The sequence below is a fragment of the Salinimicrobium soli genome (assembly GCF_048323655.1).
Taxonomy (GTDB): Bacteria; Bacteroidota; Bacteroidia; order Flavobacteriales; family Flavobacteriaceae; genus Salinimicrobium; species Salinimicrobium soli.
In genome coordinates, this window is the sequence record NZ_JBLUWW010000003.1 from 732942 (window position 1) to 758781 (window position 25840).

A 25840-nucleotide genomic window follows, 5' to 3' on the forward strand; every position below is an offset into this window, starting at 1 on the left:
GGCTTTTTAATTGACTGCTTTGAAAAAACTGTCAATATGTTCCTGGTCTCCACTGATAAAAACGAGGTCGTTCTTAAGTAGCTTCAGGTCAGGAGTAACGGTGTTGATCATCTGGTCTTTTCTGGAAACAGCCAATACATTGACCCCGAACTTTTTTCGTACATCGATCTCTTCGATCGATTTACCGGTTACTTCTCCGGAATCGGCCATAACTCTAACACATGTGATCTTAAAATCAGGGATTTTGGTGGTACTCAGAGTATGCGGTAATTGTTTTCGGGACTGGAACATCTGGTAATTATCAGCTCGTATAGTATTCACCAGGTTCTCTAGTTCATCAATAGGAACCAGGTAGTTGGTGAGCACCCGTGTAAATATTTCAACAGAAGTCTCAAATTCTTCCGGAATTACTTCATCGGCACCCAATGCCAGCAGTGTCTCAATTTCTTTTACATACCGGGTTCGTACCACCAGATAGACTGAAGGGGAAAGGTGACGAATGTTAGAAACTATAGTTTTTGTGGCCCTGGGATCGGAAATAGCCACTACCACTACCCTAGCCTTTTTGATCCTTACCGATTCGAGAATATGTTCATGTACCGCGTCCCCATAAAAAATAGGTTCTCCCTTGGCTCTTTCTTTCCTAACGATCTCGGCATTCAATTCCAGGATTAAATATGGAATGCTGGCATATTTCGCTGCCCGGGCTAAATTTGTACCATTAATACCATAGCCTATGATGAGCAAATGATTTTCCAGATCCTTCTTCTGCACCGTTGCTGAAATTTTAGGAGAAGAGATCAACTTGTGCCAGGGTCGTTTTAATCCTGAATGTATAACTGCAGCTGTGATCCTTTCAGAAAATATGATAACCAAAGGGGTCAACAGCATGGTGATAATGGAAACTGAAAGAAAATACTGGTTCATTTCAAAAGTAAGGAGCCCGTTTTCCAGCCCCACACGGGAAAGGATGAAAGAGAATTCCCCAACCTGAAAAAGAGCGAGCCCTGTAAGCACCGCGGTTCGTAAGGAATATTTTAAAAATGCCGCTGTCAATCCCACTATTGAACCTTTCACGATAAAAACGATCAGCACCAGGGAAGAGACCAGTCCTATGTTCTTCATGAAAAAATTGAGGTCAAGGAACATACCTATAGATATAAAGAAGAAGCTGATGAACAACTCCCTAAAAGGCAAGATGGTACTTGTAGCCTGGTGGCTGTATTCAGATTCTGAAATGATGAGACCGGCAAGAAAGGCACCGAAGGCGAGGGAAAGTCCTGCCGCTGCAGTCAAAAAAGCAACTGCGAAACATAAGGTAATGGTAGCCAGCAAGAACAGTTCTTTACTTTTAGTCCTGGCAATAAGATACATGGCTTTTGGCACCAGGTATTTCGCGCTCACATAGGTGAAAAGGATGATCAATGCAGATTTGACAAACAAGAGGATGATCTCTTGCATGATATCGGTAGAATTTCCGGCAAGAATAGGAGTTACCAGCATCATTGGTACCACGATGATGTCCTGAAAGATCAATAAACCTAAGGCAGTACGCCCATGAGGTGCCGAGATCTCATTGCGGTCCTGAAGGATCTTTAGAACAATAGCAGTACTGGAAAGTGAAAAAAGAAAACCACCAAAAACTGCAATTTGCCAACTGAAGCCCAACAGTAGATAAATTCCAGCAGTTACAGCAACCGTCAGGCCTACCTGTAAAAAACCACCGTACAGGACGGTGCGTTTGATCGAAGAAAGCTGATTTACCGTTAGTTCAAGTCCAATTACAAAGAGCAGCAGGATCACGCCGATCTCCGACAGCATCTCTACCTGCTCATGATTTTCTATAAGACTATATCCAAAAGGTCCTATGATGATCCCCGTGAGAAGGAAGCCCAGGATGGAGGGCAGACGAATTCGTTGTAGAAAAAATACAACTACTACCGAAAACCCAAGAAGAATAACTATGTCCCTGAGTAAAGGAAAATCCATAAACGGTTTGTTTGGCTGTTAGGTCACTTAAAAATAAGGCTTTTCCCGCAGATTTTTCTGTTTATCACAGGTCAAAAAATACCTTTTCAGCGAGCCTTGCGGCAGCTGTCATTAGTCCTTTTTGAAGTAAAATTATCTTCTTCCTTTGCGCACTTTACTCTTACGGGTATTAAATCCGAAGAGAGTATATAGCGGGCAAAAATTCACCATACTGGTGAGAAGGAAGATTCCTGCCAGAATGAGCAGTACTATGGCAAGTGTACCGGTGATAACTTTTGCCAGAAACAGGAACACGATCATAAGAGCTATAAAAGCGCGTAAGATCGTATCAACGGTGCCCATGTTCTTTTTCATGATAAAAAGGTTATTTGGTCAATAATTCAAACTTAGCTTCTTTTTGGGTCATTAACAGTGACCCCGATCATATTTTCAGCAACCTGGAAAATTATTGCTTTAAAGGAAATTCTTTAAGAATGTCCCAGGTCTTTCCATTATGCTTCAGCAGGGATATCTTTTGAGCTGTAAATTCAGCTTTGAATTCACGGGCTTCCAATTGTGGCCAGGCCTCTTTAAAAATAGCATTTTTAAGATCTCTGGTAGCTACTGTAAAATGCGGATGTATCTTTGACGTTACTTCCCTTTCCAGCAGTTCCAGTTCTTCTGCCAACATTGGCTGCAGGTCTTTATGTAATTCAATAAATGGAGCATGATCTTCTACTTTTAAGTAGATGACACGAGGCTTGAAAGCACCAAATCCGTTGATCTTTACCGGAAAGGCTTTATGACGTTCTGAAAAAGAGGAAAGCAGTCCTTCCAATTTTAATTCTTTCATCGGATTCATGTGAAACGGGATCTGGAGAGTGACATGAGCCGGAAGTTTTAAAGCATGGCTTACTCCATACGTATCTCTCAGCTCTTCTTTGAGCTGCCTTATCCTTCCGCAGAGAATAGGATCAGGAATGATCGCTATGAAATAAAGAGTCTTCAAAAATGTCATTTTTTGATCCTCTTTCCCAGGATCAATACATTTTGGTTAGTAAGGTCCTTCCCTTTTTCTTTCTTCTATAATCGCACAGGGAACCAAAGATCATACCTATGATCATGCCTGCCAGGGGAGCATAATATTTTAGAGGGGAATCTGTATACAATATAGAGAAGGACAATACGAGAGTCCCGGAGAGCATCCCGAAGATCATTCCGTTGCTCGCACAATAACCTTCAGGAACCAGAGAACATTCCTTTCTAAGCACTTTCAAAAAATGATTTAAAGAAGCCTTCAATTCCTTTTTGTTTCCGGAGAGAATAGCTTTTTCAGAAAACAGGAGGTCTAGTTCCTCCTCCAGGCACTTCTGCTGAGAAAGATCAAGGTCTTTGTGTTTTAGCTCATTCAGAATATTGCTGAAGCGCCTTTTTAGCTGCTGCTCAGCCTTGGTGCCCCCGGAATTTACCGAATTTTCAAGCTTTCTAATAGCCTCTTCAATTGTCATCTATTTTCAAAAGTAGATTCAGGTTTAAATATTTGACGGCCAAAAAAATTATTGTTACAATTTTTAACACTTAAAGATCAATAGAGTAAGCCTGTACTATTTTTTTCTTACCCATTGAACAAGTTCCCCCAGGTAAGCACCAATAAGTGCAGAAGGAAAGGCAATGACCACAAAAATTGCTATTTCCAGGGGCCAGAGGTTATGATCTGTAGGGTCCACAATTACATCAGCAATTATTCGAAGAAAAAGCGCGGTAATGATCCCATAGCTTAGGAAGAGTCCGGTGTTTACCGTTCCCGCATCAAACCACAACTTGTACAGAAAAGCGAGGATCAATGCTGCCATAGCCATGACTATACGATAATCAATTCCAAAGATCTCAATCTCGTTGTACGGTTGGAACCAGGTGGAAATTCCGCCTGCAAACAGTCCGAAAAAGAAGGCCCCGACTTTACCCCTGCTCATTGATTCAGGAATTGATTATGCCTTTAAAATACAAAAAATTTTGTTAAAAACACAGGACAGGCCGTGTGGAACTGTTATTTATAGCCTGCAGCCTGTAAATTAAAGAGCTCGGCATATAGCTTTTTATTTTGCATCAGCTCTTCATGAGTTCCAATTTCAAGCACCGCGCCATCCTTCAGCACCATTATTCGGTCCGCAATTCTCACTGTACTAAACCGATGGGAAATTATAACCGCAGTCTTGCCTTCGGTTAGTTTAATGAACCGGTCAAAAGCCTCGGTTTCAGCTCTGGCATCAAGGGCTGATGTAGGTTCATCAAGTATCAGGACTTCCGCATCTTTCATATAAGCGCGTGCGATAGCAATTTTTTGCCATTGCCCCCCGGAAAGGTCTTTTCCCTGTTTGAAGCGTTTCCCCAGCTGCTGTTCGTATCCCAAAGGAAGTTCGGTTATCACCTGGTCTGCGAGACTTTTTTGGGCTGCACTTTCGATTCTTGGCTGGTTGCTGATCTCTGAGATCTCACCCATTGCAATATTCTCTCGCAGCGTGAGTTCAAACTTTACAAAGTCCTGGAAGATAACCCCAAAGAACTGCTGATAAGCAACCTGATCGTATTGTTTAATGGGAATTCCGTCGAGCAGGATCTCGCCTTCTGTAGGTGCGTAGAACTGCAAAAGCAGCTTGATAAGGGTGGTTTTTCCTGCGCCATTTTCCCCTACAAAGGCCAGCTTCTCTCCTGCCTTTAGTTCGAAATTTATATGCCGTACTACCCATTTTTCAGACTTCGGATACTTAAAACCCACATTTCGGAATGTAAAACCGGTCTGTATCTTCTTAGGAAGGGGTAAATTTCCCTCCGTATTTGTCTTATGATAGGTGCGATCCAAAAATTCGAAGTAATCCTGAAGATAAAGCGCACTTTCTGTAATGGCAGTAAATCGAGTAAAAAAGCCCTGTAACTTCTGACGGAGCCGGTTGAAGGAACCGGAAAGGAAGGTAAGATCACCCAGGGAAAAAATTCCCGCTACTGTCCTGAAGATGATCAAAACATAAGCTCCGTAATAAGCGGTAGTTCCAATAACATTGAAAAAGGATCCCCAGCCCGCTCTTTGCTTTGCCAGGCTTTTGCTTTGAAGGTAGTACTTATCAGAAAGACCTTTAAACCGGTTTGCAAGGTATTCAGAAAGGCCAAAAAGCTTCACTTCTTTTGCGGTCACATCACTGGCACCGGCATAGCGCAGGTAGTCCAGTTCTCTTCGTTCCTGCGTCCAGCTTCGGGCAAGAGAATAACTGGTGCCACTAAATTTTATCTCATTAATAAGTGTGGGAATAATGGAGACAATTAACAGAAGGATGAGCCATGGTTCAAAGGCCACGATCCCAATCAACAAAGACCCTATCACGATCAGATCTTCGCCCTGGGTCAAAATGTTGGACATAAGACCCACGCGGCCGGTGGTTTGCTGCCTTGCCCGCTCCAATTTGTCATAGAATTCAGAATCTTCCAGTTCCCCCAGTTCTACTTCGGAAGTCTTCCTAATGATCTTTACAGAAGTTTCTATGGAATACTGGTCGCCTAAGAGTCCGTCGGTTAAGCTGATAGCCCTGCTCAGCAGATCTGAAGTTACGGCCAGGATAAATTCGGCACCAACCAGCAGCCATAGCCTGTCCATAAATTTGACTTCAGCAGCTATCTGTACTACCACCTCGTCTATGAGCAACTTTCCAACCCAAAGCATGAGCACCGGAAGTATTGCGTTGAGGATCCTGCAAAAGAGATTGGTATAGAAAAGCAATGGGTTGACTTTCCTTATCTCTCTAAAGAATCTGGGAACAAATTTTAGGGCGGCAAAACTTTCCCTGAAATTGACCTTTTTGGGTGCTATAGATTGTTTGGGCCTTGGCAACTTTTTTCTGCAAGTTAAGGAGAAATCTTCAGCAGAAAAGCAGGTGAAAACCCTTTATTCCTTTAGCAGAAAACGCAGCGGGATCTTCAAACGTTTTTTCCAGGAATTCTCGGAGTGGTCTGCACCCTCGAATTTTTCGGTCTTCCAGTTCGCTCCAGTGTAACCATGAGCCTGCATTAAAGAATCTACCTTTTTCTGGTAGGGTTCATACATGGCATCAAGGGTTTCGGTACCATAGTCAAAATAGAACTTATGGTGGCCGGGAGGAGGTAAATTAGAATCCAGGTAAGCGAGAAAAGCTTCGGGTATGGGATTATTCTCAGTATCAAAATTACCGGGCCAGTGGGTGGAGAGACATGCTGCACCATCAAAGACCTCAGGATATTCGCACACCGCATACCAGGAAATAAGACCGCCCATACTGGAACCGGCAATATACCTGTCGTTCTGCTTAACGAAATAATTCTTCTCTATAAAAGGGATCAACTCCTTTACGAGGAACTTCAGAAAGTCATCGGAATATACTTTTTCAGCAAACAATCTGTTGTCTCCTTTCAGGTCTAAAAGGGAATCCTGCAATTGCTGCGGAAGGGCCTCGAAAGGTTTCTGCGGAAAATATTCTGCGTGCCGACTTGCTCCTGCATTCCCGATCGCTATTACAATAGTCTTTTTAATCTCTTCTTTTGACACCAGCTGATGCATTGTTTCATCCACACCCCATTCCTGCCGGTTCCAGGTGGTAGTACTGTCAAACAGCATTTGCCCATCCATCATATAGAGACTGGCGTATTTTTTTCCATGATCATAATCTTCCGGAAGCCAAACCTCAATATTTCTGGGAGAGATAAAATCGGAGTTAAAATTCTCTATATGGTCAATAGAGCCGGCTGAAACTTTTACAGCCTGGGATTGCTGGTCATTTTCTTTCCATTTACAGGAGGTTAAAACCAGCAGGCCTAGCAGCAGTACTGATAATTTTCTCATTTTTAACAGGAACAATATTTATCACTTTTGATCTTTTCAAAACACTCTTTGCCTTCGCTAAAGGAGAACCAGGCTAATCCCAATCCACCAAGACTGTCAATAAAGCCAATACCAGAGAGTTCGTAAACACCACTGCTTATGAGCAGCACCACTGACATATACAGGCACACGAGCGTGCAGTTCGCATCGGCAAGAATAGGTTCAGAGGCCAGTTTTCTGCCGGCTTTCCGCTTTGCCCAAACCAATAGGCCCATAGTGAGAATGGAAATAGCTGAGATCACCACACCCCAAAAAGTAGTTTCCGGTTGATGGTCTGTCCAGATGTTGTAGATGCTGGAAATGATCAATCCGGCGGTTAAGAGATAAAAGGCTACTCCGGTGATCCGAAGGGCTGTTTTTTCAAAAGGGTCGCGACTGCTATGCGGATTTTGTTTGATCCTAATGACCATATGCGCAATGCCGAGGCCGGAGATCACTTCTATAAAACTGTCTGCACCAAATCCAAAAAGGGCAAGACTTTCATCTTCGTAGCCAAAATACATAGACACCAACCCCTCCAGAACATTGTAGACAATCGTGAGAATGGCCAGCCCAAGGGCCAGGTTGTAATATTTCCTATCTGTTTGGGTGAAGGTTGTCATGACTTCAATTTATTGTTTTGGGTATAACCACTCAAAAGCTGCAGGAAATTCCCTGCTCCAAAATGCTTCATTGTGTTCTCCTCCTTCAATTACATGTACACTGAGATTAGTCTCAGGAACACCTTTTTCTTTGAGAAGTTCTGCCATTTCCTGTAAATCTGGAACTGTTTCTTCCCCTTCTTTGGTTCCCGCAAGAAAGTAGAACCTGGTTTCCGGTCCTATCTCAGCTTCTCTGGCGTAGTCATAGATCTTTCGGCTAAACCAGAAGGATGGAGAGAACACTCCGGCCTGCCCGAAGGTTTCAGGATATTTCAATATCGCATAGAATGAGACCAATCCACCCAGAGAGGATCCCATGATCCCTGTATTTTCCTTTCCGGAAAGGGTCCTGTAGGCCACATCTATATGAGGTTTTAAGGTATTTCGCAGGAAATCCAGGTATTTATCTGCTTCGCCGCCACCGTATTTTTCATGTGGAAAAGGAGTAAGTTCTGCGATCCTTTTTTCATTCCCGTGTTCTATTCCCACAACGATAACTTCCCTGATGGCAAGGGAATCCAGGTATTCATCCACTTTCCACTCTCCTACATACGAAGTTGCAGCATCGAAAAGATTTTGCGCATCATGCATATACAGTACGGGATAGCGCTTCTGCGAACTGTTATAGCCTTCCGGAAGATACACCCAAATTTTCCGGATCGTATCCAACTGCGGGGCCCCTATTTGAAAGGTTTGCACATTTTTTGAAGCCGTACTTTGAGCCAATACGGGTAAAGTAACTAGCAGAAGGAAAAGGGGGCTTAGAAATTTCATTTTTAAAAGGTTATAAGGTTTCTCAAGAGCCAGAACAGCAGTACTATGGCAAGTACCACCATAATAGCCTTCTTGCCATAAAGACGTTCGCGCCATTTGAGCATTTTTCCTGCGGGAGTCCAAATGTGGTCAAATCCAAACCCGATCAGGATATACGGAATAGAAACAACCAACAACGGATTTTGGTTCCAGGCCGGCATTAATTCGAGATGGAGCAAATGATGCACCGCTCTTTGGGAGCCGCAGCCGGGACATAAAAGTCCGGTGAGGGAATGAAAAGGACAGGGCGGAAAAAATCCCGAGCCTGCAGGATCAAAGGTCCAGTAGACTGCGGCCAGTCCCAATAAGAGTATTCCGGCGCCGCTATATTGGATAATATTTTTAGTGGTCAATTGCAATTACGAAAGCCAAAAAGATGAAATAGAGAACTATTGATGCAACGCCTATCCAGAATCCTATTTTGGTCCATTTTCCGGCCTCCTCCGAACTTCTTCTGGCTCCCGCAACATCTCCACAGTTAAAGCGGGATTCTACCCGTGCTGCGTTGACAATTCCTGCGATCCCAAAAGGGAGGCAGCAGAATATTGTTACCAGAATAGATTCTACCAGCCAGGTGCGCGGCCGTGTTGCTTCCGGTTCATAATTTCGTTGAACCACCGGTCTTTCAGGTCTCCCCGCTCCTCCCATTTCAGGAGGTTGGGTTGAAAAATAATCCTGAAGTTCAGGCAGCTCTTCGGCCGGAATCCATTTTTCCATGGGATGCTTCCATACCATGGTGTTCCGGCTAAGTTTGCGTTCTTTTAATTCCTCCAGCGTAAAAGGTCCGTGTTTGGAAAGGCCGTCAGAAAAGAAGTATTCTTTCATTATGTGGTTGGTTGAGAATTTTCAGGTAATAAATATACCACTCTCGCGGCACTTTTACCACCAAAGTCCCCATTTTCAGAAGAGATACCAACCGTGACTTCCTGCTACTGCTCCAAAAATGGTAATAAGGCTTAAACTTAACAGGATCCAGTGAGCCCGGTGCATGATGCGAAAAGCCTTTTCAGGATCATTGTACGCGTACCTGCGAAAGATCTTATGCAATAGAAAGGGCTCCAGAATGAACAACACCACCGTAAACAACAGCCAAATGAGGATCATGGCATGAATCCACCAGAAGGCCGGATCAAGTAGCCGATTCCAGGCGTTCAAAACATACATCATGTAAAACCCGGTAATTGCGGTTAAAAGAGTAGTGATCTTTGCCTGAATGGAAAACCTCCCCTCCAGGCGTTCAAAAGTATCTATTTGTTCTTCCTTTGATTTTAATTTCTTTACGGCCGGGATAATAACGGTGGTAACCATAGCGACTCCACCTATCCAGAGAACAACTGCAAGCACATGAATGGTCCTTGCCAGGGTAAGATATTCCATGAAGAAAAATTTAACTACGAAGGTAGGAATTTTTGTACTTGAGGATCAGCCTTTATCTAAATCTAAACTGTCCTTTTCTGTTTCCACTTCAGTTTTAGTATCGGGATCTGCCTCGCTCATTATTTTTCCAAGGCGACAGGAAGTAAGCAGGACGAAAAACAGCATCAAAAGAATGGCTCTTCTAAAAGGATGGTAGGTTCTCATAGCAAAAGATTTGAAAAAAGTTACAAAAAATTATTCTGCAGGCACTGCAGAATAGCAAACGCAAGGTTCCAGCCGCGGATGCTCCTTTAATTTGGGATGCCTGAAATTACAAAATCCTGGGTTTGTTGGGGAGTGGCGGGCGCCGGAAAGAATTGCATTACCTCGGGATTTGCACTTATTGCTGTCATCTTCGGCACATCATCAGCTGTCCAATTTCTGAAACCAAGCCGCTCAGAACGGAATAGGTAATTGGGATCCATTATTTTCTATAGATACCCAAAAAGAGGGTTTTCTGAAGATTTTCCTGCTCGTCGTACACTTCCCAGAGCTGCTGTACACTGCCATCTTTCATGGGAGTCCAGCTGACCTGGTCGTAGATCTTGTTTCCGTCTTCGGTTTCTTTTAACCTACTTCGCATGACCATTTTACCGTTCTCCAGCTTTCCTTTTAAATTCAGCACATTGCCCTGGTTGTCGACCCATACCTGGTGCCAGGAGGAATCTCCTTTGTCAAAATAGTTGATACTACTGCCTGTACTACCTCCTGCTCCTTTCCAATCTTCAGTAAGAAGGCAACCTTCCTCCTTTCGTAAAATGGTATTTTCGCCCACTTTTTTACCTTCAGAATTGTAGACCGTCCACTCGCCTATCCAGAAATCGAACTGGCGATAGGATTCCTCACAACAGGAACAATCGGTTTGTGCAAATCCCGAAGCCGGGGAAAAGCAAAGCAGCAGCAGAAATACTAAAAAAGTATTTTTCATACTTCAAGGCGGAATGACTGTTTACCGGGAGGTGGAAGAACCCTGGTTTTGAAATTCGGGAAGTTCAAACCTATCGAAACTGAATACCATCAAGGTCCATGCAAGGACCATTGTAATGGCAGTAGCCCAGGAAATTCCTGAAGAGAATCCTACCGACTCAAAAAGGCCGGCAAGTTGGGGTGCATATACTGTAGGTACTATTCCCACGAAAGAAACCAACCATCTTCTTTTCATGTCGATACTTAGACAAGTATTGCAGTTCACACATTTCCATTGCGCGTAGACCCCTTTGAAAAAAGGGTTCTTAAGGTACTGCCAGAAAGTGAATTTGTAGTTGCAGTGGGGACAGGTTCTGTGGTTCATCATTATCAATTTTTGATCGATCACAATCACATTGAAGGACAAATTAAGAAAAATTTATGTAAAAATGGTCTTATCCGGAAAGCTTCCACCTGTACAACAACAATTTTTTAGTTTCTCCAGGAAGGCTTATTAGCCCTTCCTCCCGTAAACCCAGCTTTAAGAGTATTTTTTGGGAGGCCAAATTTTCCTGGGCGGTAATACCCAGAATTTCTTTTATTCCGAAATCTTCAATACCCAATTGTTTTACCCGGCAGGCAGCTTCAAAAGCATAGCCATGACCTTCGTATTGCGGAAGAAATCCATAGCCGATGTCTACACCATCCAGGCCTTCACGGTCATAGAGTCCGCAGCAGCCAAGCTTTGCGCCGTCTGACTTTCTTATTACCGTATTATTGCTGAATCCCAATCGATGCAACTGAGGCATCATTCGCTCCCGAATATATTTTGCCGCATCTTCAAGCGTATTCACCTTGCGCTCTCCCACATATCTTTTCCATTTAGGACTGTTGAAGAGTTCAAGGATCATATCGGCATCCTCTTCAGTGCTGGGCCTGAGCAGCAATCGCTCGGTCTCGTAAATAGTAGAAGTAATCATAAAACATCAATTTCCTCTTCGGGAAAGCAGGGAGGTGATAATCAGGCCGAGGCCCAAGCCAAGAATAATAGAGCCTACAAAAGCCAGTGGCGATCCCGGAAGGAAAAAGAAACCTGCACCCACCCCGGCTAAAAGTCCGCCACCTATAGCCCAGGTGCTTTTGTCTTCTTTTTTATCTGTCATAAGAGTAGCAATTGATTAGTCTCATAAAGATCGTTAAAATTTTTAGAAACTGTAGGTTTTTGCGCCAGTGAAATTTTCATTAAAAAGAATGGTAGCACCTTCGCCTGGAGCATCGTAAGCTGCCTTATTAACTACAGAGGGATTGGTTGTATAACTTCCGTTTTCATAAAACAACTCCTTCAGTTCCCCTTGCGATCTAATGAGGAGTATCCTCCAGCCATTCTTCATGGCTTTTTCAACATAGAGAGGAGTTTTCATGACCGTAAATTTTGTGAGAAGCTCAAGATTTTTGCTCAAAAGTAATATGGTACATCCCCCGCTTCCGCAGAAATAAGGAGTAATAAAATTCACAAATACCTCCTTCTCCCCGTCATTATTCAGATCGATCTGGAATAGCTGAAATTTTCGCTGCTCCTGTGTAATTATTTCCAGATCATTAGCCGTAAGGTATTCTGAAGTGAGATAATTTCTGATCCTCTTTGCAAGGGTATCATTTAAACTTTGGGTAATAAAAGTACCATGATTGTCTTCAGTAGAAGCGCCCGAAAAAGCCCCTTGCGGGTATAAAGTGGGTCCGGTGATCCCCTGTTGCATGTATCGCTGCCGGTTCATTTGATAATGAAACTTTGAAATCTTATTCAGGTAATCTTCTAAAGGTTCCATTCCCAACTCCATTCTCCTTTTGTTGACATTTGAGCTGTCGGAAAGGTTCCGTGGATAAGGCTGTCCCGTATTACTTCTGTAAGCCAACTGGGTTCCATACAATTGAGGCTTGCCCGTATTCAAATTCACCCGGTCTACCAGGTATCCATATTTTTCAGCTTCGGCATTATTATTCTTAACTTCAGGAAGCATCTTGTCTAGTACAAGCTTCTGAAAAGCAGGATCATGATCTGAGTGCTGTACCATTCGCCAGAAGTCTGCAGATCCCTCCTTTCCTACCCGGTCATAACCGGGAAAACCATATTGCTCAATGATCTTCCGTAAACGCTTTTCGTGGGTTCTGTAAACACTGTCCTGAAAAGCCTCAAATTCTTCCTCACTCAGTTTTGCGTATTCCCCCTTTGGTTTGTTTGCAGCGATCTGATCAATTTCAGCCATTTTTGAAAGTTCGGCTGCCAGTTCAGCATTGTAGATTAACCTTTCTGAAGACTTTTCCTGTTGGGCTTTCGCAATTTGGAAACTGCTGAAGACAATTAATAGTATCAGCAGACTCAAAGGTTTATGCATTTGTTTCCTGTTTAAAAATGTATCGAGACCGAAATTATAAAAATTCCCTGAGTCTCTTCCTGAGCTATGAAGCAGAGGGCTTCTGTTCATAATACTTGCTTCTTCAACTTTCGGTCCTTCATATATGACATATCTCATTGTACAGCAGGAGATTAGTCTGTATTTTAAATAAGCCATCGAGTCTTACCGTATTAAGTTCATTGCACAGATTTATTAACTAAAATAAAGTAACATGAAAACATTCAAATCATTTTGGATCGCTGTTTTGACGTTGTTATTTCTTACTGCATGTGAGAAAGATTCCATTGATGGGGATTTTACCAATGAACAGTCAGCAGAACTCAATTTCATGAAAGTTGAGAAGAGTGAAAATGCCAACAAAGGCCAGTTACAGAACAAAGTTTTAAACAGTGAGGCTCTAAAAGGCAATTTAATGGACAACCGTTTTACCAGGAAATTACAGGTCTATACTCCACCGGGCTACATGGAAAATGGTTCTGAACAATACCCGGTGGTTTATCTGTTACACGGATTTCCTTTTTCTGAAAAGGCGTTTGTTGATCGGGATCTGTGGGATCCTTTTATCTCACTTGGTTTTTGGCAGGGATATCCTGATTTTCCTGAAGAAGGATTTAGGCAATGGATGGATAATCTAATTGCAGAAGGCACTATAGATCCTATGATCCTTGTTATGCCAAATGCAGGGGCTTCGCTTTTTGGTTTCAGTTTATATTCCAATTCTATACTCAATGGTGATTTTGAGGATTTTATTGTGAATGATCTTGTGAATTATATGGACAGCCATTACAATACCATTCCAGATCCTTCAGGTAGAGCCGTAATTGGGCATTCTCAGGGCGGCTATGCTGCCGTAAAATTCGGAATGTTGTATCCTGAAACCTTCGGAACTATAGCCAGTCACAGTGGATTATTATTTATAGACGCACTTTTTTCCCCAGTTTTTCTTGACCTGCTTGAACAGGAAAATCCGGAAGGCTTTATGGGGCCTGATCCCAATAAATTTCTAACCACAGCAGGATACGCTATGAGTGCTGCCTGGTCACCCAATCTTGACAATCCTCCTTTCTATGTAGATCTGCCGATTGAATTCCATGCTGATGGTCATATTTACCCAATTCCCGATGTTGTAGAACTATGGCATCAAAATGATGTCTTTCACTTAATAGATTCTCACCTTGATGCTCTATATTCACTGGACGGATTATATCTGGACGTGGGAACAACTGATGAGCTTTTCACTCATTTGGCTCATGTACCGGTGACCGCTAAACTTGATATCTATGGGATTGATTACACTTATGAAACTTATGAGGGTGGACATCACACCCACCTGTTTGAAAGATTAGCTATTGCTCTAGAATTTTGTTCAAACCACTTCAATTGAAAAGACTTTAGTTAGAGTTGATTGTGAATTTTAAGGTTACTAAAAAATGCCATTTTTGAAGGTCCTCAAAAGTGGCATTTTTAAACTATTTTATTTTAATAACTGCAACCGCATTTTATTGTTTATCTTTAATAGGTAAGGCTACTGAATATTTCCCTCCATTAAGCCTGATATTCCCCCGGTAACTAAAATCAAAATGCTATGAAAATTTCAAAGAATGAAGTGGACGTGAAGATGCAAATTCCCGGAGCAATTCTTCGGCAAAGAACCGACTTTGGTGATGCTACCGGATTTGGAAAAATTGGTGCCGAATACTTTAGCCTGTCAGCAGGAGTAGATACTACCCCGCTGTTCATAGGGCTGGAAGGAGATCAATGCCAGTGTCCGTACTGGGGTTATGTTTTGAGTGGAAACATAGTTACTACAGATGCTGACGGAAAAGAAGAAGAGGTAAAGGCTTCAGATCTTTTTTACTGGCCTCCGGGACATAATGTAAAGGTGCTAGAAGATGCCGAGATCATTATGTTCAGCCCACAAAAAGAACATACTAACGTGATCGAACACATGAAAGAAAAGGTTAAGAATTGATCCCTGCCTTCCCAAGGGCTATTTACCTTTTTTGCCGTCATATACGAGAAGAAGAATTCCCATTATAAAAACCGGGAGTCCCAGTATGACGGTCACATTTCCATAGACCCAAATGAACCAGGCCGTTAACAGGAGCGCCAGCCACCAGGTGGTAAAAAGGATTCCGGAGATCTTCTCATTTTTCCATAGAAAGATATAGGCTGCCAGGAACCAAAGAAAGAGTACAAAAACCATTACTATTCCTATATCTGATTCTCTTGTGGCGGGATCATAAGGTGGAAACGCTTCATCAATAAAGACCAGCACATAAATGATAGCCGCGAGAGAAAGCAGAACACGTAAAACATTGCGAAAGGTCTTCATGGTAAACTATATTTCAGGTTTGGTGAAAATTATACTTCTCCTCCTTTCCGGTTTCAGCTATTAAATAATTTATTTTTCCTTATCGGGAGCCCACGATTAAGTTTAGAAACTGAAAAAACCGAAGGCACATCTGTTGTCCATTTTTTCAGTTTTAGAATAATTAGAATTATTTCTATTCTGGAAACTATTCCCAATACAACACAGATAACAAAAGGTACAAAACTATTCCCGTTTAACGCCAGATCAATAAGAAATGCCAGTAGCGTAAGTGTCCATAATTTTGCGAGTATGGAATGTGTAGCAATGGGCCTTCGAAATTTTAGATAGCTCACCAGGTAACACAGGATCTCCAGGAACACCACGAGCCCAATCCACAAGAGGTTTTCCTGAATAAAGTCAAAATTCAAATAGAAGATGGAACCGATCACCATAAGCCAGAAGAACTGGTCGACATTTGAATCCCAGATTCGTAATTTTTCTGTCGCAACGTTCAGGTTTCGGGCAATTATACCGTCAAATACATCTGTGAGCAAACCCAGGAACATCAAAACCACGATCCAGATAGCCTGATGTTGGATCTCAAGAAAAGCGATTACTCCTATTATAAAGCCAATTAGGATCCTGCTGTAAATAAGTAAAAACGGAATTTTCTTCATTAGGAGGGGGTTTCCGGAATCAATTCTGTTCCAATGCTAATTGAGGAGCAAGGAATTTTTCAATGCATTTACAGTGGTCATCCAGGAATTCCTCTACTTCTTCCAGAAAGGATGCTTCTTTTTCCTGACGGTTGATGGTCAGGTGGATCACTATGGCTTCGGGATCCGGAGAAAAACCGGTGGTGATCGTCCACGCCAGTGCATTGGGACATTCCTTTAAAGCAAAACGCACTCCTCCCCTTATCTCATTCCTGATCAGGGTGAATTCTCCCCATAATCCTCCAATCTCTGCTTCGGTCTGGTTTTGATCTCCGATCACAAAAAGTTCATTGCTTATGGCTTCCAGATTATTGAAGTCTGTAAATTCCTGAATACCCTTTTCTGAAATGGGAGTCTTAATAAGCCTGAAAAATTCCATATTTCGATGAGATTATTTTACAATGATGTTTTAGGGTTTATCAGTGATCGCATACACATATCCATCAGAGCTGCCAAAATAGACGACCCGGTTGGAAATAACAGGAGAAGATAAAATGGCTCCTGTGTTAACAAAAGCTTCGTTCATAAAGGCCGACAGCCTGGGCATATCTTTAATGTCTTTCGTGAGCTCCCTGTATCTCTCCACGTCCATAAAGCCCTGCTCGTTAAACAATCTGATGGTGTCTGATTTTATTCCGCCAGTTTTAAAATGCCACTTTATATCTCCGCTTTCCAGCTCGATACCATATAACCTTCCGTTTGAGGAACCTATATAAGCCATTTCGTTGTCAATGGCAGGGCTTGAAAAGGTATAAGCATTGGTTTTTGTGGCGTAATTAATGGCTCCGGTTTGCTTGTCAATAGAATAAAAGCTGAAAGAATCGGAAGAGCCTGTGTAGATATTTTCTTTACCTATAGCAGCAGAACTCGGCATCCAGGACCTGTTGAAATCCTCCTGCACCCATATTGGCTGCCCCGTCTCAAGCTCAAGTGCGTAAAATTTCGCATCCCTGGAACCTATATAAACCACTTCATTGTCTATCGAAGGGGAAGCCTGCACTCCCAACCAGATATAGGATTTAAGATCTTTTTCGGTAGAATACTTCCATTTTTCCTCACCTGTGGTAATATCAAGGCAGTAAATATTGCCGTCCCAGGAACCTACTACAAGAGAATTTTCAGCTATTGCAGGTGAAGAATGAATACTTCCACCTGCAGTATAATTCCAGATCTTTTCGCCGGTCTTAATATCAAGCGCGTAGATATTAGTATCACTGGAACCAAAATAAACGGTATTGCCCTCCACCACTGCCGAAGAGAGATAGAAGTCCCAAAAGTCCGGTTTAAAGGAACCATTGAAGTAATCTTTGACCTTGAACTTTGATTCTCCACCGGTTTCAAACTTCCACAGGAGCTTACCATTAGCGGCGTCTAAAGCATAAAAGAATCCATCATAACTCAGGAACATGACTTTCCCATCTGCTATTAACGGGGTAGAATTAATGGCACCACCTGTTTCATATTTCCAGATGAGTTCTCCGGATGAGCTGTCAAGCGCGTAAAGGTTTTTGTCATTGCTTCCAATGTAAACAAGGCTGTCGGCAATTACCGGCGAAGAAATGACCTGTCCGTTTGTTTTGAATTTCCACAAGAGGTGGGGTTCCTTTTTAACTGCAACAGACTTATACTCCGGGGTATGTTCTTTTTTTCCTAAAAACATACTGCTTTCCCCGGGTGCTGTGGCTGACTCGTCCTTAAAAGAATAAAAAAGAAGAAGGACTACAACGGGGGTTAGAAATAAGCTGAGCCTTATAAGTTTATTGTTCATCGTATTTTCTATTTAGACTGGGGCCAAATATTTTCGGAATACGAAATGGCGGGTTAATTAGCACCATAAAGATAACTAAAACTCCGGTTGTTTAAAAAGTTTAAACACAGCTGTTTTTATCCTATTGCCCAAGGAACATGAGCATATCGTCAAAAACATGCTTCTGAATTTCACGATCCTTTTGGGTAACATTTTCCCGGGCTTCCAATCTGGTAACCACATGGAGCTTTGAGTCAAGCATTTCTAAATCTATAGCTGATCCATCCCTGTTCTTCAATCCTTTGTAAATGAGGACGGCACTCACGGGATCCGCACTGGAATCCTTGATAGATTTATAGACCTTGAGGTGAGTGCCTGCAGGCAACCTATAGCCATTTTCGAGATCTTTGCGCACTTTACTTATCAAATCCATTAACTGATTCAGGGTTTCCTGCGGCCTGAAATGGTACCAGTGAATATCTTCCAGTGCCGAATTGGAAGTTTCTATATATCCTATCATAGGGCCCAATAAGCCAATAAGGCTGAGCATTTTATCAGATGGTATAACTATAGGATCAATTAAAAAGATGTTTTTCATGCCGCTATCCCCAATGTCACCTTTCTTGATAAGGTCAAGCACTAAAGGGCATGCAGTTGAAGAACCCGCAAAGTTAATATTTGTGTATCCTTTCTCACGGAGGGCGTTGTATTCTTCCATGATGGGTTCCTGCCAGTCTTTCCAGGTTGAATTTCTGAATTCTTCATAAGTACGGCCATGTCCCCCCAGCAACACCTGTGAAACCAGTATATCGGCATTCGCATCTGAATATTCCCTGAATTCATCCCATTCAAAGGTTGAAGCCGAATATCCATGCACAGCAATTACAACAGGAGTATTCTTTTGAACTTCATCAGGACTTTCAATCGAAACTGATACGAGGTACCTGGCCGGATCATAAAGTGACGGATCAAAGATCTGATCTCCGTCCAGCATCGTTTCATTGTCGATATCCGGAGTTGATGAGCAGGAAGTAAGGAATAAAAAGGAAATTACCAGGAGTCTGAAAACCGTATTTCTTGATCTCATTTTATTTCTTATTTAATATGGTGTAATAGATACTCATCTGGTAAAAAAGCGGAAAAAGAGTACCAGGTCCTTCAGAGCCGTCTCCGGTGTTAAAGTTGTACCCTACGCTTAGATCAAGGGTTATGGGAAATTTGAATTCATAGGACAATCCTGCGTCTACCGAAAAGAGCAGTGCATTATTGTCCAGGTCCCGAAAAATGTCATATTCATAATCAGAATGAAAATATCCTGTATTTAGACGCGTAAAAGGCTGTAGCTTTTTTTCAGGGCGAAAGTGGTAACCAAGGCTTAGCAGGAAATTATCCTGCTTGATAGCATTAGAACCCATGGCACTTCCAAGGCGGGAAGTCACATAGCTCATTCCCAAATGAAATCTGTTATCCAGAAGTTTAGGGCTGGTGAGATCCAGGGTAAAACCGTTTTCCCAATAAAGTTCATGGGCTTTTTGTATTCTGATCCCGCCCTTTAATTCTCCGAGCCAGGCCTCTTGTGTCTCAGTAGTCTGAGCCTGTAAGTAAAGGGCCGGCATGCAAAAAAGAAAGACTAAAACAAAGTTTTTGGTCATATTGATCAATTAGTGTAATTATATGCGTGTATAATAACTGAAAGGCATTTGCCCGAAAATCAAAAGGATACGATAATGCTACAGCCCTAAATACTTACTGGTTAGGCAATAACAACTAAGAACAGGTATAGTGCATTTAATTTACATAGAAGCATGACTAAAGTCGTCTACTTCTGAAGCTGATCGATCTTGTTTTTGAGATCTTCAATTTGAGCCACCAGCTTATTGACATTTTTATGAGTAGAGTAGATCTGGTAAATGACCACTAAAAATAATCCGAGAAAGATCAGGTTTTCCATAGTAACTTAATGTTAATGCTTTAAAGGAGCTGGTTTCATTTTTTTGTCAGTTTATTTACTCCAAGACAAGTATAGTCTTTATTCGGGAAAGAGACGTCAAAAGTCGTCTCTATCTGGGTGTCCGACTTTTTCTCAATGGTCCAACGGGCTTTTCCTCCCGGAACAAAATTTTCTATGATCTCCGATTCAAAGACCAGCTTTGTACCGTTAGATAAAGAGTCATTCAAAACATATTGATTAATGTACCCTTCGTTATTGAATTGCCGGTATACAATTAATTGCCTTCTCTTATCATAACTAATAAAGCCTTTATCAATATGATGTTCCCCTTCAGGGTTCTTTTCAGTTGGTTCAAACCGTGAATCATTTTGAACTTCGATGTATTTACCGTCCATAACGAGCTCAAAACTGGATTCGATTGTTGAGCTGTCATTGCCAAATCCGCTTCCCGTACCACTCCATTGCCCGATTATAAAATTTATTTTGTCGAATTGGGTGGATTGACCAAAGGAGAGACCACAGTTTAAAATGAAGATGATAAGGATGAGAATTTTAGTTTTCATTTTAATAACTATTAGATTGGTGAGGGAGACAGGAACTTGTCCGTTAAGTTATCTTTTTAAAGGTAGTCAAAAATGTCATTTTTGAGAGGTATTCCGTAATTTGTGTTATTCATTGTTAGGTACAGGGCTTATTTTTTGTAATGTGATTTTTAATTTGAACAGCTTGTCTTTTTAAGTCAGTAATTTCATAATGGTTAGTTCCTGGCTTATTTTCTAACGCCAGATTTTCCAGTTTTTGAATTAACTGATCTACTTCTTTATGTAGTTGTTTAAGTTGGACCTTTTGTTTTTCATACGTACTTTCCAATAATTGCCTAGAGAAATTATTCATCTTGTTTAGTATGTCTAGAAATGGTACCATTTGAAGAAACGTTTTGTTTACGTTCAAACTGTCAATCATGTCATATACTTTACTTGGTTTTTTATCGTAATGAATTGATAGGTCTCTTTGAGTTTTTAATGGGATATTAGTCCTTGAATAATTCTCAAGCTTATCCGAAATTAGGTTAAAATCTTTTTCTAATTCTGGCATTGAATTTTTCACAATTGAACCTATTTCCTTTATCCAAAATGAGTTATTTCTATATTTTTTAATTTGGTCTCCTTTATCATTGACGATTATGAAATTAAATATCTGTTTAAAACCCTCATTTAGAATAACAATGATTTGCCGTATATGAGTTTTTCTTTGGTAGGAATGTTTAGAATGAAGAAATGCTCTTATGGCCGAAGCTAAATCCAAGTATATTAGTATTATTAGAAGTCTATATTCTAAATGACTTTCCAAATCTTCAAGCAATTTACTGCTAGGTCTTGTGTTTAAAATATTTTTTTTAGCTAGCGCAAATTCATTAATAAATTTTCTAGTATTATCTAATTCTTTAGAAACTTCTTCTAATGCGAGATCAGTTAAATTGATTAGTTCTTTTTTAGTTTCTTTTGTAATAGGTTTGTTCTTCATTTGAAAATTCTGGCCTTGCACCTAACTCGTTTTACCCCAAGAATACCTTTCTTTTATTAGTAATAATCAGGTGATACCACTAATCTCCCACAAGATACCAAAAGAAGCTGCTGCTGTAGGGGAGTTCGTACGCTAGTTTTCAACAGCTTCCGGTTGATAACCCCTTCCCTGCCCCGGGTTTGAAAAATTATTGCTACTTTGAGCTTTTAAACCTCGAATCATGAAATTTTCAAGCTCTTTTTTGCTGCTGCTGTTCGCCGCTTTTTCGGCGCGGGCGCAGACTTCCGAAGAACAACTGCGGGAAAAAGCTCGCCGTATTCACGAGAAGGTGATCACCATTGACACCCATAACGATATCAACGTCAACAATTTCACCGCCCAAAAGAATTACACCCAGGATCTTGACACACAGGTGAACCTACCAAAAATGGAATCCGGCGGTATGGATGTCACCTGGCTTATCGTGTATACCGGTCAGGAGGAACTAACTCCTGCAGGTTATAAAAAAGCTTACGAAAATGCCATTTCCAAGTTTGAAGCCATTCACCGGCTTACCGGAGAGATTGCTCCGGAGGAGATAGGACTCGCTACCACTTCACAGGAAGTACGTGACCTGGTGGCTGAGGGGAAAATGGTAGCCATGATAGGCGTGGAAAACGGCTATCCCATTGGTACCGACATCAAAAATGTCAAAAAGTTCTATGATCTTGGCGCCCGCTATATGTCGCTTTCCCACAACGGGCACAGCCAGCTTTGTGATTCCAATACGGGAGAAGCTGACGGCAAATGGCTGCACAATGGATTGAGTCCGCTGGGCCGGAAAGTCGTCATGGAAATGAACCGGCTGGGAATGATGATCGATGTGTCACATCCTTCCAAAGAGTCTATGCGGCAAATGATCGAACTGTCAAAGGCGCCGCTTATCGCCTCCCACTCCTCTGCCCGCGCCCTGTGCAATCACAGCCGCAACCTTGATGATGAACAGCTGCAATGGTTAAAAGAGAATGGTGGCGTGGTGCAAACCGTAGCCTTCCGTTCTTACCTTAGCACTGAAAAGCACAATGCCTACAATGCCGCGGCAGACCAGGTGATAGCCGAAGTAGGTGAAAAAATAGGATTTAAGAAAAGAAAGTGGGAAGAGCTGAAAGAGCTGGACGATGAGGCACGCGAAGCCTATTCCGAGAAATACCGGAAGGTGCGTAAACTGGCACAGCCCAAGCTACAGAAGCTGAAGGAAAAAGTACCGCCGGTAGATGTTTCAGATTTTGTGGACCATATTGATTACCTGGTAGAAAAAATTGGAATTGACCATGTGGGCATCAGCTCCGACTTTGATGGCGGCGGTGGTGTGGAAGGTTATAATGATGCTTCGGAAGCCTTTAATGTGACGCTGGAACTGGTGCGAAGAGGATATACCGAAGACGAGATCGCCAAACTGTGGGGTGAGAACCTGTTGCGCGTACTGGACGAGGTGCAGGCGGTGGCCCGCGATCTTCAGGGATAGAAAAATGAGTACAAAAGAGAAAGGCTCCGCAAGGGAGCCTTTTTTTATATTCTAGTTCCCGACATCTGGCCGGAAACCATCAGAAGTAACACCTATGAGCCCAGCAGCGCCTACCAGTGGTACGCCAAAGGAGACGACATTGGACATTTGCCTGTTCTTCAGATATACCGCAAGGATCTCATCTTCCTCAAAAGGGAATCTCAGGTTGCGGCCATCTTCTGTATGCGGCCTGTTGAGCAGCATTTTGGCAGTATCGGAATCCTTGCCGGCCACTCCTACTATCTTTCCGTTCTCCCTTTGCAGTTTTTTGAATTCATAGAATACATTGTCTGAAGTCACAATTCGTACCCGGTTATCAGATTCCACAGCCTCATCTACACTTGCTGTACCAGAGTGGTAGACGTTACAGCCGGAGATCAATAAAATGAGGATTCCTGTTACGAGTGTGTTGGTAAAATTTTTCATAGCACATTATTTTTAAGTTAGTACTCAATAGGATAAAATGTCTCAAACAGGGGAAAGGCGGACATACCGCCGGGTCAAAAAAAGGAGGCTTCGAAGGAGATTTTAAAAAGGAGTAGACGTGTCCTTTTGCTTTACGAATAGTTAAGTTATAAACAAATTATGACTGGTTCTCTATTTAGGAGGAATTTATTTACAACAAATTAGCTGCTCACGAGAGCTTTTTCGGGTTGTAACCAGCCGCTTTTTACCATTAATACCCGGAAACCGGAACTGAACTTGCCGCTACAATGACCAATGCTCCTCCCACCAATACAGCAGGGATTCCGTAACTGAGCAAATTAGACTTTGACTTGTTACGCAGATAGACAGATTCGATCCTGTTCTCGTCCAGAGGGATCATCACGTTTTTGCCATCAAAGATCTGTTCGTAACCTTTGAGCTTTCCGGCAGTGTCTGAGCCGGGCTTTGTAACTCCCAATAACTGGTCATCCTTTCTTTGTAATCTCTTAAACTCGTAGAAGACATTGTCTGTGGTCACGATCTTTACCCGTTCCTGTGCCTGTACGGCCTCCTCCACGCTTACGGCACTCTTGTGGTACACATTGCACGCCTGTAGCACGAACAACGCCATAAGGAGCAGGAGAATGGCCGGTACGCTTATCCTGTTCTTCATCACTTAAAATTTTACTTCGGAAAAATGCTATTATAAAGGGAGCATCCGGGAATTACCCTGGTTCGTCTAAAAGGGACTGTTAAAGATAACTAATTTTTATTAAATGACTGAAATGCAAATGATTGAACAACTGCATCTTCAGCAGAGGTTCAGGTGTAAAGGTTTCAAAAATGGGATTTATGGTTTGTCTTTCCGTACCTTTTTGTCCCACCATACAAAGGCGATGAACAATACCAGGCTAATAACAGATGTCCAGATGAGTCCGGTTTTGAGGCGCTCGTAGTTTCCGCCGAGATAGGCGATAAAAATGATGAGTGGGGAGATCCCTATCATGGTAGCACCAATGAACTTCCAATAACCCATTTTAAGGATACCGCCAACAAAGCTGATGGCGTCATTGGAGAGAAACGGACTTAGCCGCACCACGATCACGGTCCAGAATCCATAATCATCAATGAAAGACGCGATCTTCTTTTCAGTTTTCTTACCAATGAGCTTTTCAACCACTACCGGCGCCAAATAACGACCAATCAGGTATCCAATAGTAGAACCTATGAAAATGGCTGCGAAGAGAATAAGACTGCCCCAGATGGGCCCGTAGGCTACAATAGCGACCACCATGAGTACCGGCGTGGGCACCACCAGCAGGAACATTTGCAGGATCATGGTAAGCACGATCACCACGGGTCCAAACCAGCCAAACTGCCCCACCCATTCGTGAACCCGTTGCTCGTTACCGCTGGTGAGCACACTCCAGGCAGTGTCCATGAAATGCTGTACCTGCGGAATGAAAAAATAACTCAGCACCAGGGCGGCAACAATTCCCAGGGAAGTATATAACGGAGTTTTGCTTTTGGTTACGGAAGTAGCTTCTGACGGCTCAGGCATAGGATCATTGGTTTATCCGCACCCGGTGTATCGTACCGGGATTTCCTTCGTTGGAGATGAACATTTCACCCTGACTATCGAAGGATATGCCTTCAGGCTGCGGAAAATCAGTTGTGTTAAGGTTGTATAATTTAATTGTTTTTCCGGAAGAATTGACGAACAACAGGCGAGGATCTTCGGCGTCAAGCAGTACCAAATTTCCTGTTTTCGGGTCGCGGTTGAGTTCTGAAGGGAAAAAACGCTCCTCTACATCCTTATCTTCATAATTCTCAAAACCTTCTCCTTCAAAAGTGAGCTTTACAACAGGACCTTCCTCCAGTTCCTTCCGCTGAAGGTCAAAGGCATAGATACCTTTGTAATTATCTGAATGCAGGTCTTCAGACTTTAAAGCCAGTAACAGCCGATTCTTTCCGCGGTCAAAATAGAGACCTTCCACGTTCTCCTCCCCGCTCAGATCAGTACTGTATTCCTCGAACTGGGGCTCCTCGTCAAGAAAATTCCTGATCTCGTGAATCCTGCCGTTGCTTTCTACCACATAGGCCGTAGAGCCATTGAGGGCAATACCTTCAAAATCTCCTTTGCCTTCAAAATTGATTTCCTTTTCGATCTTAGAATTGCGAAGATTAAAAATGTAGATCACACCCTTTTCGTCCTGCACACATGCGATGCGCTCGTCATCCAAAAATGCAATTCCCGAGACCTCCTTAAGTTGGGCAGGCAATCTCCAGGTTCTCAAAATTTCGACTTCTTCGGAAGGTTCCCGAGAGTAATCTTTTTTGACATACTCATAAAGCCCTACCAGGATGGCAATGAAGACCAAAAGGCCGGTGGTGATCAAAGTAACTGTCTTATTTACCCCCATAGCTCCAAGATAAGAAAACTCTTTGCCCTTCCCTGTCACTTTAAATTTTCCTTATCAAATATTAGTAATTCTTTAAAGCATTTGCTGCTGCTTCACATTTCGGCACAATGTTTTCATAAGATTTTGTGGCTGACA

At 42.3% G+C, this 25840-nt stretch carries 35 protein-coding genes; 3 read left to right on the forward strand and 32 right to left on the reverse strand.

Going from position 1 to position 25840, the window contains the following annotated elements:
* Nucleotides 1-6: 6 nt before the first annotated feature.
* From ACNORC_RS12715 to ACNORC_RS12805, 19 genes are all read right to left on the reverse strand, one after another.
* A complete protein-coding gene (locus tag ACNORC_RS12715) occupies nt 7-1989 on the reverse strand; it encodes a monovalent cation:proton antiporter family protein (protein ID WP_418336028.1) in 1983 nt (660 codons plus the stop codon).
* A gap of 132 nt (nt 1990-2121) precedes the next feature.
* Nucleotides 2122-2343, reverse strand: a complete 222-nt coding sequence (locus tag ACNORC_RS12720) for a YgaP family membrane protein (RefSeq protein ID WP_418336029.1) — start codon at nt 2341-2343, stop codon at nt 2122-2124.
* 91 nt (nt 2344-2434) lie between these two features.
* A complete protein-coding gene (locus tag ACNORC_RS12725; RefSeq protein ID WP_418336030.1) occupies nt 2435-2986 on the reverse strand; it encodes a 2'-5' RNA ligase family protein in 552 nt (183 codons plus the stop codon).
* A 22-nt stretch (nt 2987-3008) separates the two neighbouring features.
* A complete protein-coding gene (locus tag ACNORC_RS12730) occupies nt 3009-3476 on the reverse strand; it encodes a hypothetical protein (RefSeq protein WP_418336031.1) in 468 nt (155 codons plus the stop codon).
* A gap of 96 nt (nt 3477-3572) precedes the next feature.
* Nucleotides 3573-3941, reverse strand: coding sequence for a hypothetical protein (locus ACNORC_RS12735; RefSeq protein ID WP_418336032.1), 369 nt, complete (start codon nt 3939-3941; stop codon nt 3573-3575).
* 74 nt (nt 3942-4015) lie between these two features.
* Nucleotides 4016-5848: an ABC transporter ATP-binding protein gene (locus ACNORC_RS12740; protein ID WP_418336033.1), complete on the reverse strand. Its 1833-nt coding sequence runs from the start codon at nt 5846-5848 to the stop codon at nt 4016-4018.
* 54 nt (nt 5849-5902) lie between these two features.
* Nucleotides 5903-6832: an alpha/beta hydrolase gene (locus ACNORC_RS12745; protein WP_418336034.1), complete on the reverse strand. Its 930-nt coding sequence runs from the start codon at nt 6830-6832 to the stop codon at nt 5903-5905.
* A 2-nt stretch (nt 6833-6834) separates the two neighbouring features.
* Nucleotides 6835-7473 carry a cation efflux transmembrane domain-containing protein gene (locus tag ACNORC_RS12750; protein ID WP_418336035.1) on the reverse strand — a complete coding sequence of 213 codons (639 nt, stop codon included), beginning with the start codon at nt 7471-7473 and terminating at the stop codon, nt 6835-6837.
* A gap of 9 nt (nt 7474-7482) precedes the next feature.
* Complete coding sequence (locus tag ACNORC_RS12755) at nt 7483-8286, reverse strand: alpha/beta hydrolase (RefSeq protein ID WP_418336036.1); 804 nt, start codon at nt 8284-8286, stop codon at nt 7483-7485.
* Nucleotides 8287-8288: 2 nt separating this feature from the next.
* Complete coding sequence (locus ACNORC_RS12760; protein WP_418336037.1) at nt 8289-8678, reverse strand: DUF2752 domain-containing protein; 390 nt, start codon at nt 8676-8678, stop codon at nt 8289-8291.
* Nucleotides 8668-9150, reverse strand: coding sequence for a CD225/dispanin family protein (locus ACNORC_RS12765; protein WP_418336038.1), 483 nt, complete (start codon nt 9148-9150; stop codon nt 8668-8670). The genes ACNORC_RS12760 and ACNORC_RS12765 overlap by 11 nt, the downstream gene beginning before the upstream one ends.
* A gap of 75 nt (nt 9151-9225) precedes the next feature.
* A complete protein-coding gene (locus tag ACNORC_RS12770) occupies nt 9226-9702 on the reverse strand; it encodes a hypothetical protein (RefSeq protein WP_418336039.1) in 477 nt (158 codons plus the stop codon).
* A gap of 45 nt (nt 9703-9747) precedes the next feature.
* The gene (locus ACNORC_RS12775; RefSeq protein WP_386779939.1) at nt 9748-9906 is read right to left on the reverse strand and encodes a hypothetical protein; all 159 of its coding nucleotides are present in this window, start codon (nt 9904-9906) and stop codon (nt 9748-9750) included.
* An 86-nt stretch (nt 9907-9992) separates the two neighbouring features.
* Nucleotides 9993-10166: a GNAT family N-acetyltransferase gene (locus ACNORC_RS12780; RefSeq protein WP_418336040.1), complete on the reverse strand. Its 174-nt coding sequence runs from the start codon at nt 10164-10166 to the stop codon at nt 9993-9995.
* The gene (locus ACNORC_RS12785; protein ID WP_418336041.1) at nt 10166-10669 is read right to left on the reverse strand and encodes a hypothetical protein; all 504 of its coding nucleotides are present in this window, start codon (nt 10667-10669) and stop codon (nt 10166-10168) included. The genes ACNORC_RS12780 and ACNORC_RS12785 overlap by 1 nt, the downstream gene beginning before the upstream one ends.
* Before the next feature lie 21 nt (nt 10670-10690).
* On the reverse strand, nt 10691-11035 hold the full coding sequence (locus ACNORC_RS12790; RefSeq protein ID WP_418336042.1) for a TIGR04104 family putative zinc finger protein: 345 nt from the start codon (nt 11033-11035) through the stop codon (nt 10691-10693).
* Between the two features lie 67 nt (nt 11036-11102).
* On the reverse strand, nt 11103-11627 hold the full coding sequence (locus tag ACNORC_RS12795) for a GNAT family N-acetyltransferase (protein WP_418336043.1): 525 nt from the start codon (nt 11625-11627) through the stop codon (nt 11103-11105).
* 6 nt (nt 11628-11633) lie between these two features.
* Nucleotides 11634-11810: a hypothetical protein gene (locus tag ACNORC_RS12800; RefSeq protein ID WP_418336044.1), complete on the reverse strand. Its 177-nt coding sequence runs from the start codon at nt 11808-11810 to the stop codon at nt 11634-11636.
* Between the two features lie 42 nt (nt 11811-11852).
* Entirely contained in the window at nt 11853-13040 is a 1188-nt protein-coding gene (locus tag ACNORC_RS12805; protein WP_418336045.1) for a DUF6624 domain-containing protein, read from the reverse strand.
* A gap of 232 nt (nt 13041-13272) precedes the next feature.
* Between ACNORC_RS12805 and ACNORC_RS12810 the strand changes: the two genes are divergently transcribed.
* Both ACNORC_RS12810 and ACNORC_RS12815 read left to right on the forward strand, forming a co-directional pair.
* Nucleotides 13273-14445, forward strand: coding sequence for an alpha/beta hydrolase (locus ACNORC_RS12810; protein WP_418336046.1), 1173 nt, complete (start codon nt 13273-13275; stop codon nt 14443-14445).
* Between the two features lie 201 nt (nt 14446-14646).
* A complete protein-coding gene (locus ACNORC_RS12815) occupies nt 14647-15033 on the forward strand; it encodes a cupin domain-containing protein (RefSeq protein ID WP_418336047.1) in 387 nt (128 codons plus the stop codon).
* 18 nt (nt 15034-15051) lie between these two features.
* Here the strand turns inward: ACNORC_RS12815 and ACNORC_RS12820 are convergent, their stop codons facing one another.
* The 9 genes from ACNORC_RS12820 to ACNORC_RS12860 all read right to left on the reverse strand — a co-directional run bounded on the left by ACNORC_RS12820 (nt 15052) and on the right by ACNORC_RS12860 (nt 21313).
* A complete protein-coding gene (locus ACNORC_RS12820; protein ID WP_418336048.1) occupies nt 15052-15396 on the reverse strand; it encodes a DUF7670 domain-containing protein in 345 nt (114 codons plus the stop codon).
* Nucleotides 15397-15449: 53 nt separating this feature from the next.
* Nucleotides 15450-16052 (reverse strand): CDP-alcohol phosphatidyltransferase family protein, encoded by a 603-nt coding sequence (locus tag ACNORC_RS12825; RefSeq protein WP_418336049.1) that lies wholly within the window; start codon nt 16050-16052, stop codon nt 15450-15452.
* 19 nt (nt 16053-16071) lie between these two features.
* Nucleotides 16072-16470 carry a hypothetical protein gene (locus ACNORC_RS12830; protein ID WP_418336050.1) on the reverse strand — a complete coding sequence of 133 codons (399 nt, stop codon included), beginning with the start codon at nt 16468-16470 and terminating at the stop codon, nt 16072-16074.
* A 30-nt stretch (nt 16471-16500) separates the two neighbouring features.
* A complete protein-coding gene (locus ACNORC_RS12835; RefSeq protein ID WP_418336051.1) occupies nt 16501-17859 on the reverse strand; it encodes an outer membrane protein assembly factor BamB family protein in 1359 nt (452 codons plus the stop codon).
* Nucleotides 17860-17980: 121 nt separating this feature from the next.
* Nucleotides 17981-18925, reverse strand: coding sequence for an alpha/beta hydrolase (locus tag ACNORC_RS12840; protein WP_418336052.1), 945 nt, complete (start codon nt 18923-18925; stop codon nt 17981-17983).
* Between the two features lies 1 nt (nt 18926).
* Nucleotides 18927-19490, reverse strand: a complete 564-nt coding sequence (locus tag ACNORC_RS12845) for a hypothetical protein (RefSeq protein WP_418336053.1) — start codon at nt 19488-19490, stop codon at nt 18927-18929.
* Nucleotides 19491-19657: 167 nt separating this feature from the next.
* Nucleotides 19658-19789 (reverse strand): hypothetical protein, encoded by a 132-nt coding sequence (locus ACNORC_RS12850; protein ID WP_418336054.1) that lies wholly within the window; start codon nt 19787-19789, stop codon nt 19658-19660.
* Between the two features lie 35 nt (nt 19790-19824).
* Complete coding sequence (locus ACNORC_RS12855; protein WP_418336055.1) at nt 19825-20352, reverse strand: hypothetical protein; 528 nt, start codon at nt 20350-20352, stop codon at nt 19825-19827.
* A gap of 115 nt (nt 20353-20467) precedes the next feature.
* Nucleotides 20468-21313, reverse strand: a complete 846-nt coding sequence (locus tag ACNORC_RS12860) for a hypothetical protein (RefSeq protein WP_418336056.1) — start codon at nt 21311-21313, stop codon at nt 20468-20470.
* A 220-nt stretch (nt 21314-21533) separates the two neighbouring features.
* On the opposite strand from ACNORC_RS12860, the gene ACNORC_RS12865 reads away from it, so the two are divergent.
* On the forward strand, nt 21534-22817 hold the full coding sequence (locus ACNORC_RS12865) for a dipeptidase (protein WP_418336057.1): 1284 nt from the start codon (nt 21534-21536) through the stop codon (nt 22815-22817).
* A 51-nt stretch (nt 22818-22868) separates the two neighbouring features.
* On the opposite strand, the gene ACNORC_RS12870 is transcribed toward ACNORC_RS12865, so the two are convergent.
* The 4 genes from ACNORC_RS12870 to ACNORC_RS12885 all read right to left on the reverse strand — a co-directional run bounded on the left by ACNORC_RS12870 (nt 22869) and on the right by ACNORC_RS12885 (nt 25705).
* Nucleotides 22869-23282, reverse strand: coding sequence for a hypothetical protein (locus tag ACNORC_RS12870; RefSeq protein WP_418336058.1), 414 nt, complete (start codon nt 23280-23282; stop codon nt 22869-22871).
* 250 nt (nt 23283-23532) lie between these two features.
* Nucleotides 23533-23955, reverse strand: a complete 423-nt coding sequence (locus ACNORC_RS12875; RefSeq protein WP_418336059.1) for a hypothetical protein — start codon at nt 23953-23955, stop codon at nt 23533-23535.
* 177 nt (nt 23956-24132) lie between these two features.
* Nucleotides 24133-24843, reverse strand: coding sequence for a TVP38/TMEM64 family protein (locus ACNORC_RS12880; RefSeq protein WP_418336060.1), 711 nt, complete (start codon nt 24841-24843; stop codon nt 24133-24135).
* Between the two features lie 4 nt (nt 24844-24847).
* Nucleotides 24848-25705 (reverse strand): SdiA-regulated domain-containing protein, encoded by an 858-nt coding sequence (locus tag ACNORC_RS12885; RefSeq protein ID WP_418336061.1) that lies wholly within the window; start codon nt 25703-25705, stop codon nt 24848-24850.
* Between the last annotated feature and the right edge of the window lie 135 nt (nt 25706-25840).

What these genes read in the sequence shown, in the direction of transcription:
- ACNORC_RS12715 (WP_418336028.1), bottom strand. Translation starts at nt 1,989, where the DNA reads ATGGATTTTCCTTTACTCAGGGACATAGTTATTCTTCTTGGGTTTTCG.
- ACNORC_RS12720 (WP_418336029.1), bottom strand. Translation starts at nt 2,343, where the DNA reads ATGAAAAAGAACATGGGCACCGTTGATACGATCTTACGCGCTTTTATA.
- ACNORC_RS12725 (WP_418336030.1), bottom strand. Translation starts at nt 2,986, where the DNA reads ATGACATTTTTGAAGACTCTTTATTTCATAGCGATCATTCCTGATCCT.
- ACNORC_RS12730 (WP_418336031.1), bottom strand. Translation starts at nt 3,476, where the DNA reads ATGACAATTGAAGAGGCTATTAGAAAGCTTGAAAATTCGGTAAATTCC.
- ACNORC_RS12735 (WP_418336032.1), bottom strand. Translation starts at nt 3,941, where the DNA reads ATGAGCAGGGGTAAAGTCGGGGCCTTCTTTTTCGGACTGTTTGCAGGC.
- ACNORC_RS12745 (WP_418336034.1), bottom strand. Translation starts at nt 6,832, where the DNA reads ATGAGAAAATTATCAGTACTGCTGCTAGGCCTGCTGGTTTTAACCTCC.
- ACNORC_RS12750 (WP_418336035.1), bottom strand. Translation starts at nt 7,473, where the DNA reads ATGACAACCTTCACCCAAACAGATAGGAAATATTACAACCTGGCCCTT.
- ACNORC_RS12755 (WP_418336036.1), bottom strand. Translation starts at nt 8,286, where the DNA reads ATGAAATTTCTAAGCCCCCTTTTCCTTCTGCTAGTTACTTTACCCGTA.
- ACNORC_RS12765 (WP_418336038.1), bottom strand. Translation starts at nt 9,150, where the DNA reads ATGAAAGAATACTTCTTTTCTGACGGCCTTTCCAAACACGGACCTTTT.
- ACNORC_RS12770 (WP_418336039.1), bottom strand. Translation starts at nt 9,702, where the DNA reads ATGGAATATCTTACCCTGGCAAGGACCATTCATGTGCTTGCAGTTGTT.
- ACNORC_RS12775 (WP_386779939.1), bottom strand. Translation starts at nt 9,906, where the DNA reads ATGAGAACCTACCATCCTTTTAGAAGAGCCATTCTTTTGATGCTGTTT.
- ACNORC_RS12780 (WP_418336040.1), bottom strand. Translation starts at nt 10,166, where the DNA reads ATGGATCCCAATTACCTATTCCGTTCTGAGCGGCTTGGTTTCAGAAAT.
- ACNORC_RS12785 (WP_418336041.1), bottom strand. Translation starts at nt 10,669, where the DNA reads ATGAAAAATACTTTTTTAGTATTTCTGCTGCTGCTTTGCTTTTCCCCG.
- ACNORC_RS12790 (WP_418336042.1), bottom strand. Translation starts at nt 11,035, where the DNA reads ATGATGAACCACAGAACCTGTCCCCACTGCAACTACAAATTCACTTTC.
- ACNORC_RS12795 (WP_418336043.1), bottom strand. Translation starts at nt 11,627, where the DNA reads ATGATTACTTCTACTATTTACGAGACCGAGCGATTGCTGCTCAGGCCC.
- ACNORC_RS12800 (WP_418336044.1), bottom strand. Translation starts at nt 11,810, where the DNA reads ATGACAGATAAAAAAGAAGACAAAAGCACCTGGGCTATAGGTGGCGGA.
- ACNORC_RS12805 (WP_418336045.1), bottom strand. Translation starts at nt 13,040, where the DNA reads ATGCATAAACCTTTGAGTCTGCTGATACTATTAATTGTCTTCAGCAGT.
- ACNORC_RS12810 (WP_418336046.1), top strand. Translation starts at nt 13,273, where the DNA reads ATGAAAACATTCAAATCATTTTGGATCGCTGTTTTGACGTTGTTATTT.
- ACNORC_RS12815 (WP_418336047.1), top strand. Translation starts at nt 14,647, where the DNA reads ATGAAAATTTCAAAGAATGAAGTGGACGTGAAGATGCAAATTCCCGGA.
- ACNORC_RS12820 (WP_418336048.1), bottom strand. Translation starts at nt 15,396, where the DNA reads ATGAAGACCTTTCGCAATGTTTTACGTGTTCTGCTTTCTCTCGCGGCT.
- ACNORC_RS12825 (WP_418336049.1), bottom strand. Translation starts at nt 16,052, where the DNA reads ATGAAGAAAATTCCGTTTTTACTTATTTACAGCAGGATCCTAATTGGC.
- ACNORC_RS12830 (WP_418336050.1), bottom strand. Translation starts at nt 16,470, where the DNA reads ATGGAATTTTTCAGGCTTATTAAGACTCCCATTTCAGAAAAGGGTATT.
- ACNORC_RS12835 (WP_418336051.1), bottom strand. Translation starts at nt 17,859, where the DNA reads ATGAACAATAAACTTATAAGGCTCAGCTTATTTCTAACCCCCGTTGTA.
- ACNORC_RS12840 (WP_418336052.1), bottom strand. Translation starts at nt 18,925, where the DNA reads ATGAGATCAAGAAATACGGTTTTCAGACTCCTGGTAATTTCCTTTTTA.
- ACNORC_RS12845 (WP_418336053.1), bottom strand. Translation starts at nt 19,490, where the DNA reads ATGACCAAAAACTTTGTTTTAGTCTTTCTTTTTTGCATGCCGGCCCTT.
- ACNORC_RS12850 (WP_418336054.1), bottom strand. Translation starts at nt 19,789, where the DNA reads ATGGAAAACCTGATCTTTCTCGGATTATTTTTAGTGGTCATTTACCAG.
- ACNORC_RS12855 (WP_418336055.1), bottom strand. Translation starts at nt 20,352, where the DNA reads ATGAAAACTAAAATTCTCATCCTTATCATCTTCATTTTAAACTGTGGT.
- ACNORC_RS12860 (WP_418336056.1), bottom strand. Translation starts at nt 21,313, where the DNA reads ATGAAGAACAAACCTATTACAAAAGAAACTAAAAAAGAACTAATCAAT.
- ACNORC_RS12865 (WP_418336057.1), top strand. Translation starts at nt 21,534, where the DNA reads ATGAAATTTTCAAGCTCTTTTTTGCTGCTGCTGTTCGCCGCTTTTTCG.
- ACNORC_RS12870 (WP_418336058.1), bottom strand. Translation starts at nt 23,282, where the DNA reads ATGAAAAATTTTACCAACACACTCGTAACAGGAATCCTCATTTTATTG.
- ACNORC_RS12875 (WP_418336059.1), bottom strand. Translation starts at nt 23,955, where the DNA reads ATGAAGAACAGGATAAGCGTACCGGCCATTCTCCTGCTCCTTATGGCG.
- ACNORC_RS12880 (WP_418336060.1), bottom strand. Translation starts at nt 24,843, where the DNA reads ATGCCTGAGCCGTCAGAAGCTACTTCCGTAACCAAAAGCAAAACTCCG.
- ACNORC_RS12885 (WP_418336061.1), bottom strand. Translation starts at nt 25,705, where the DNA reads ATGGGGGTAAATAAGACAGTTACTTTGATCACCACCGGCCTTTTGGTC.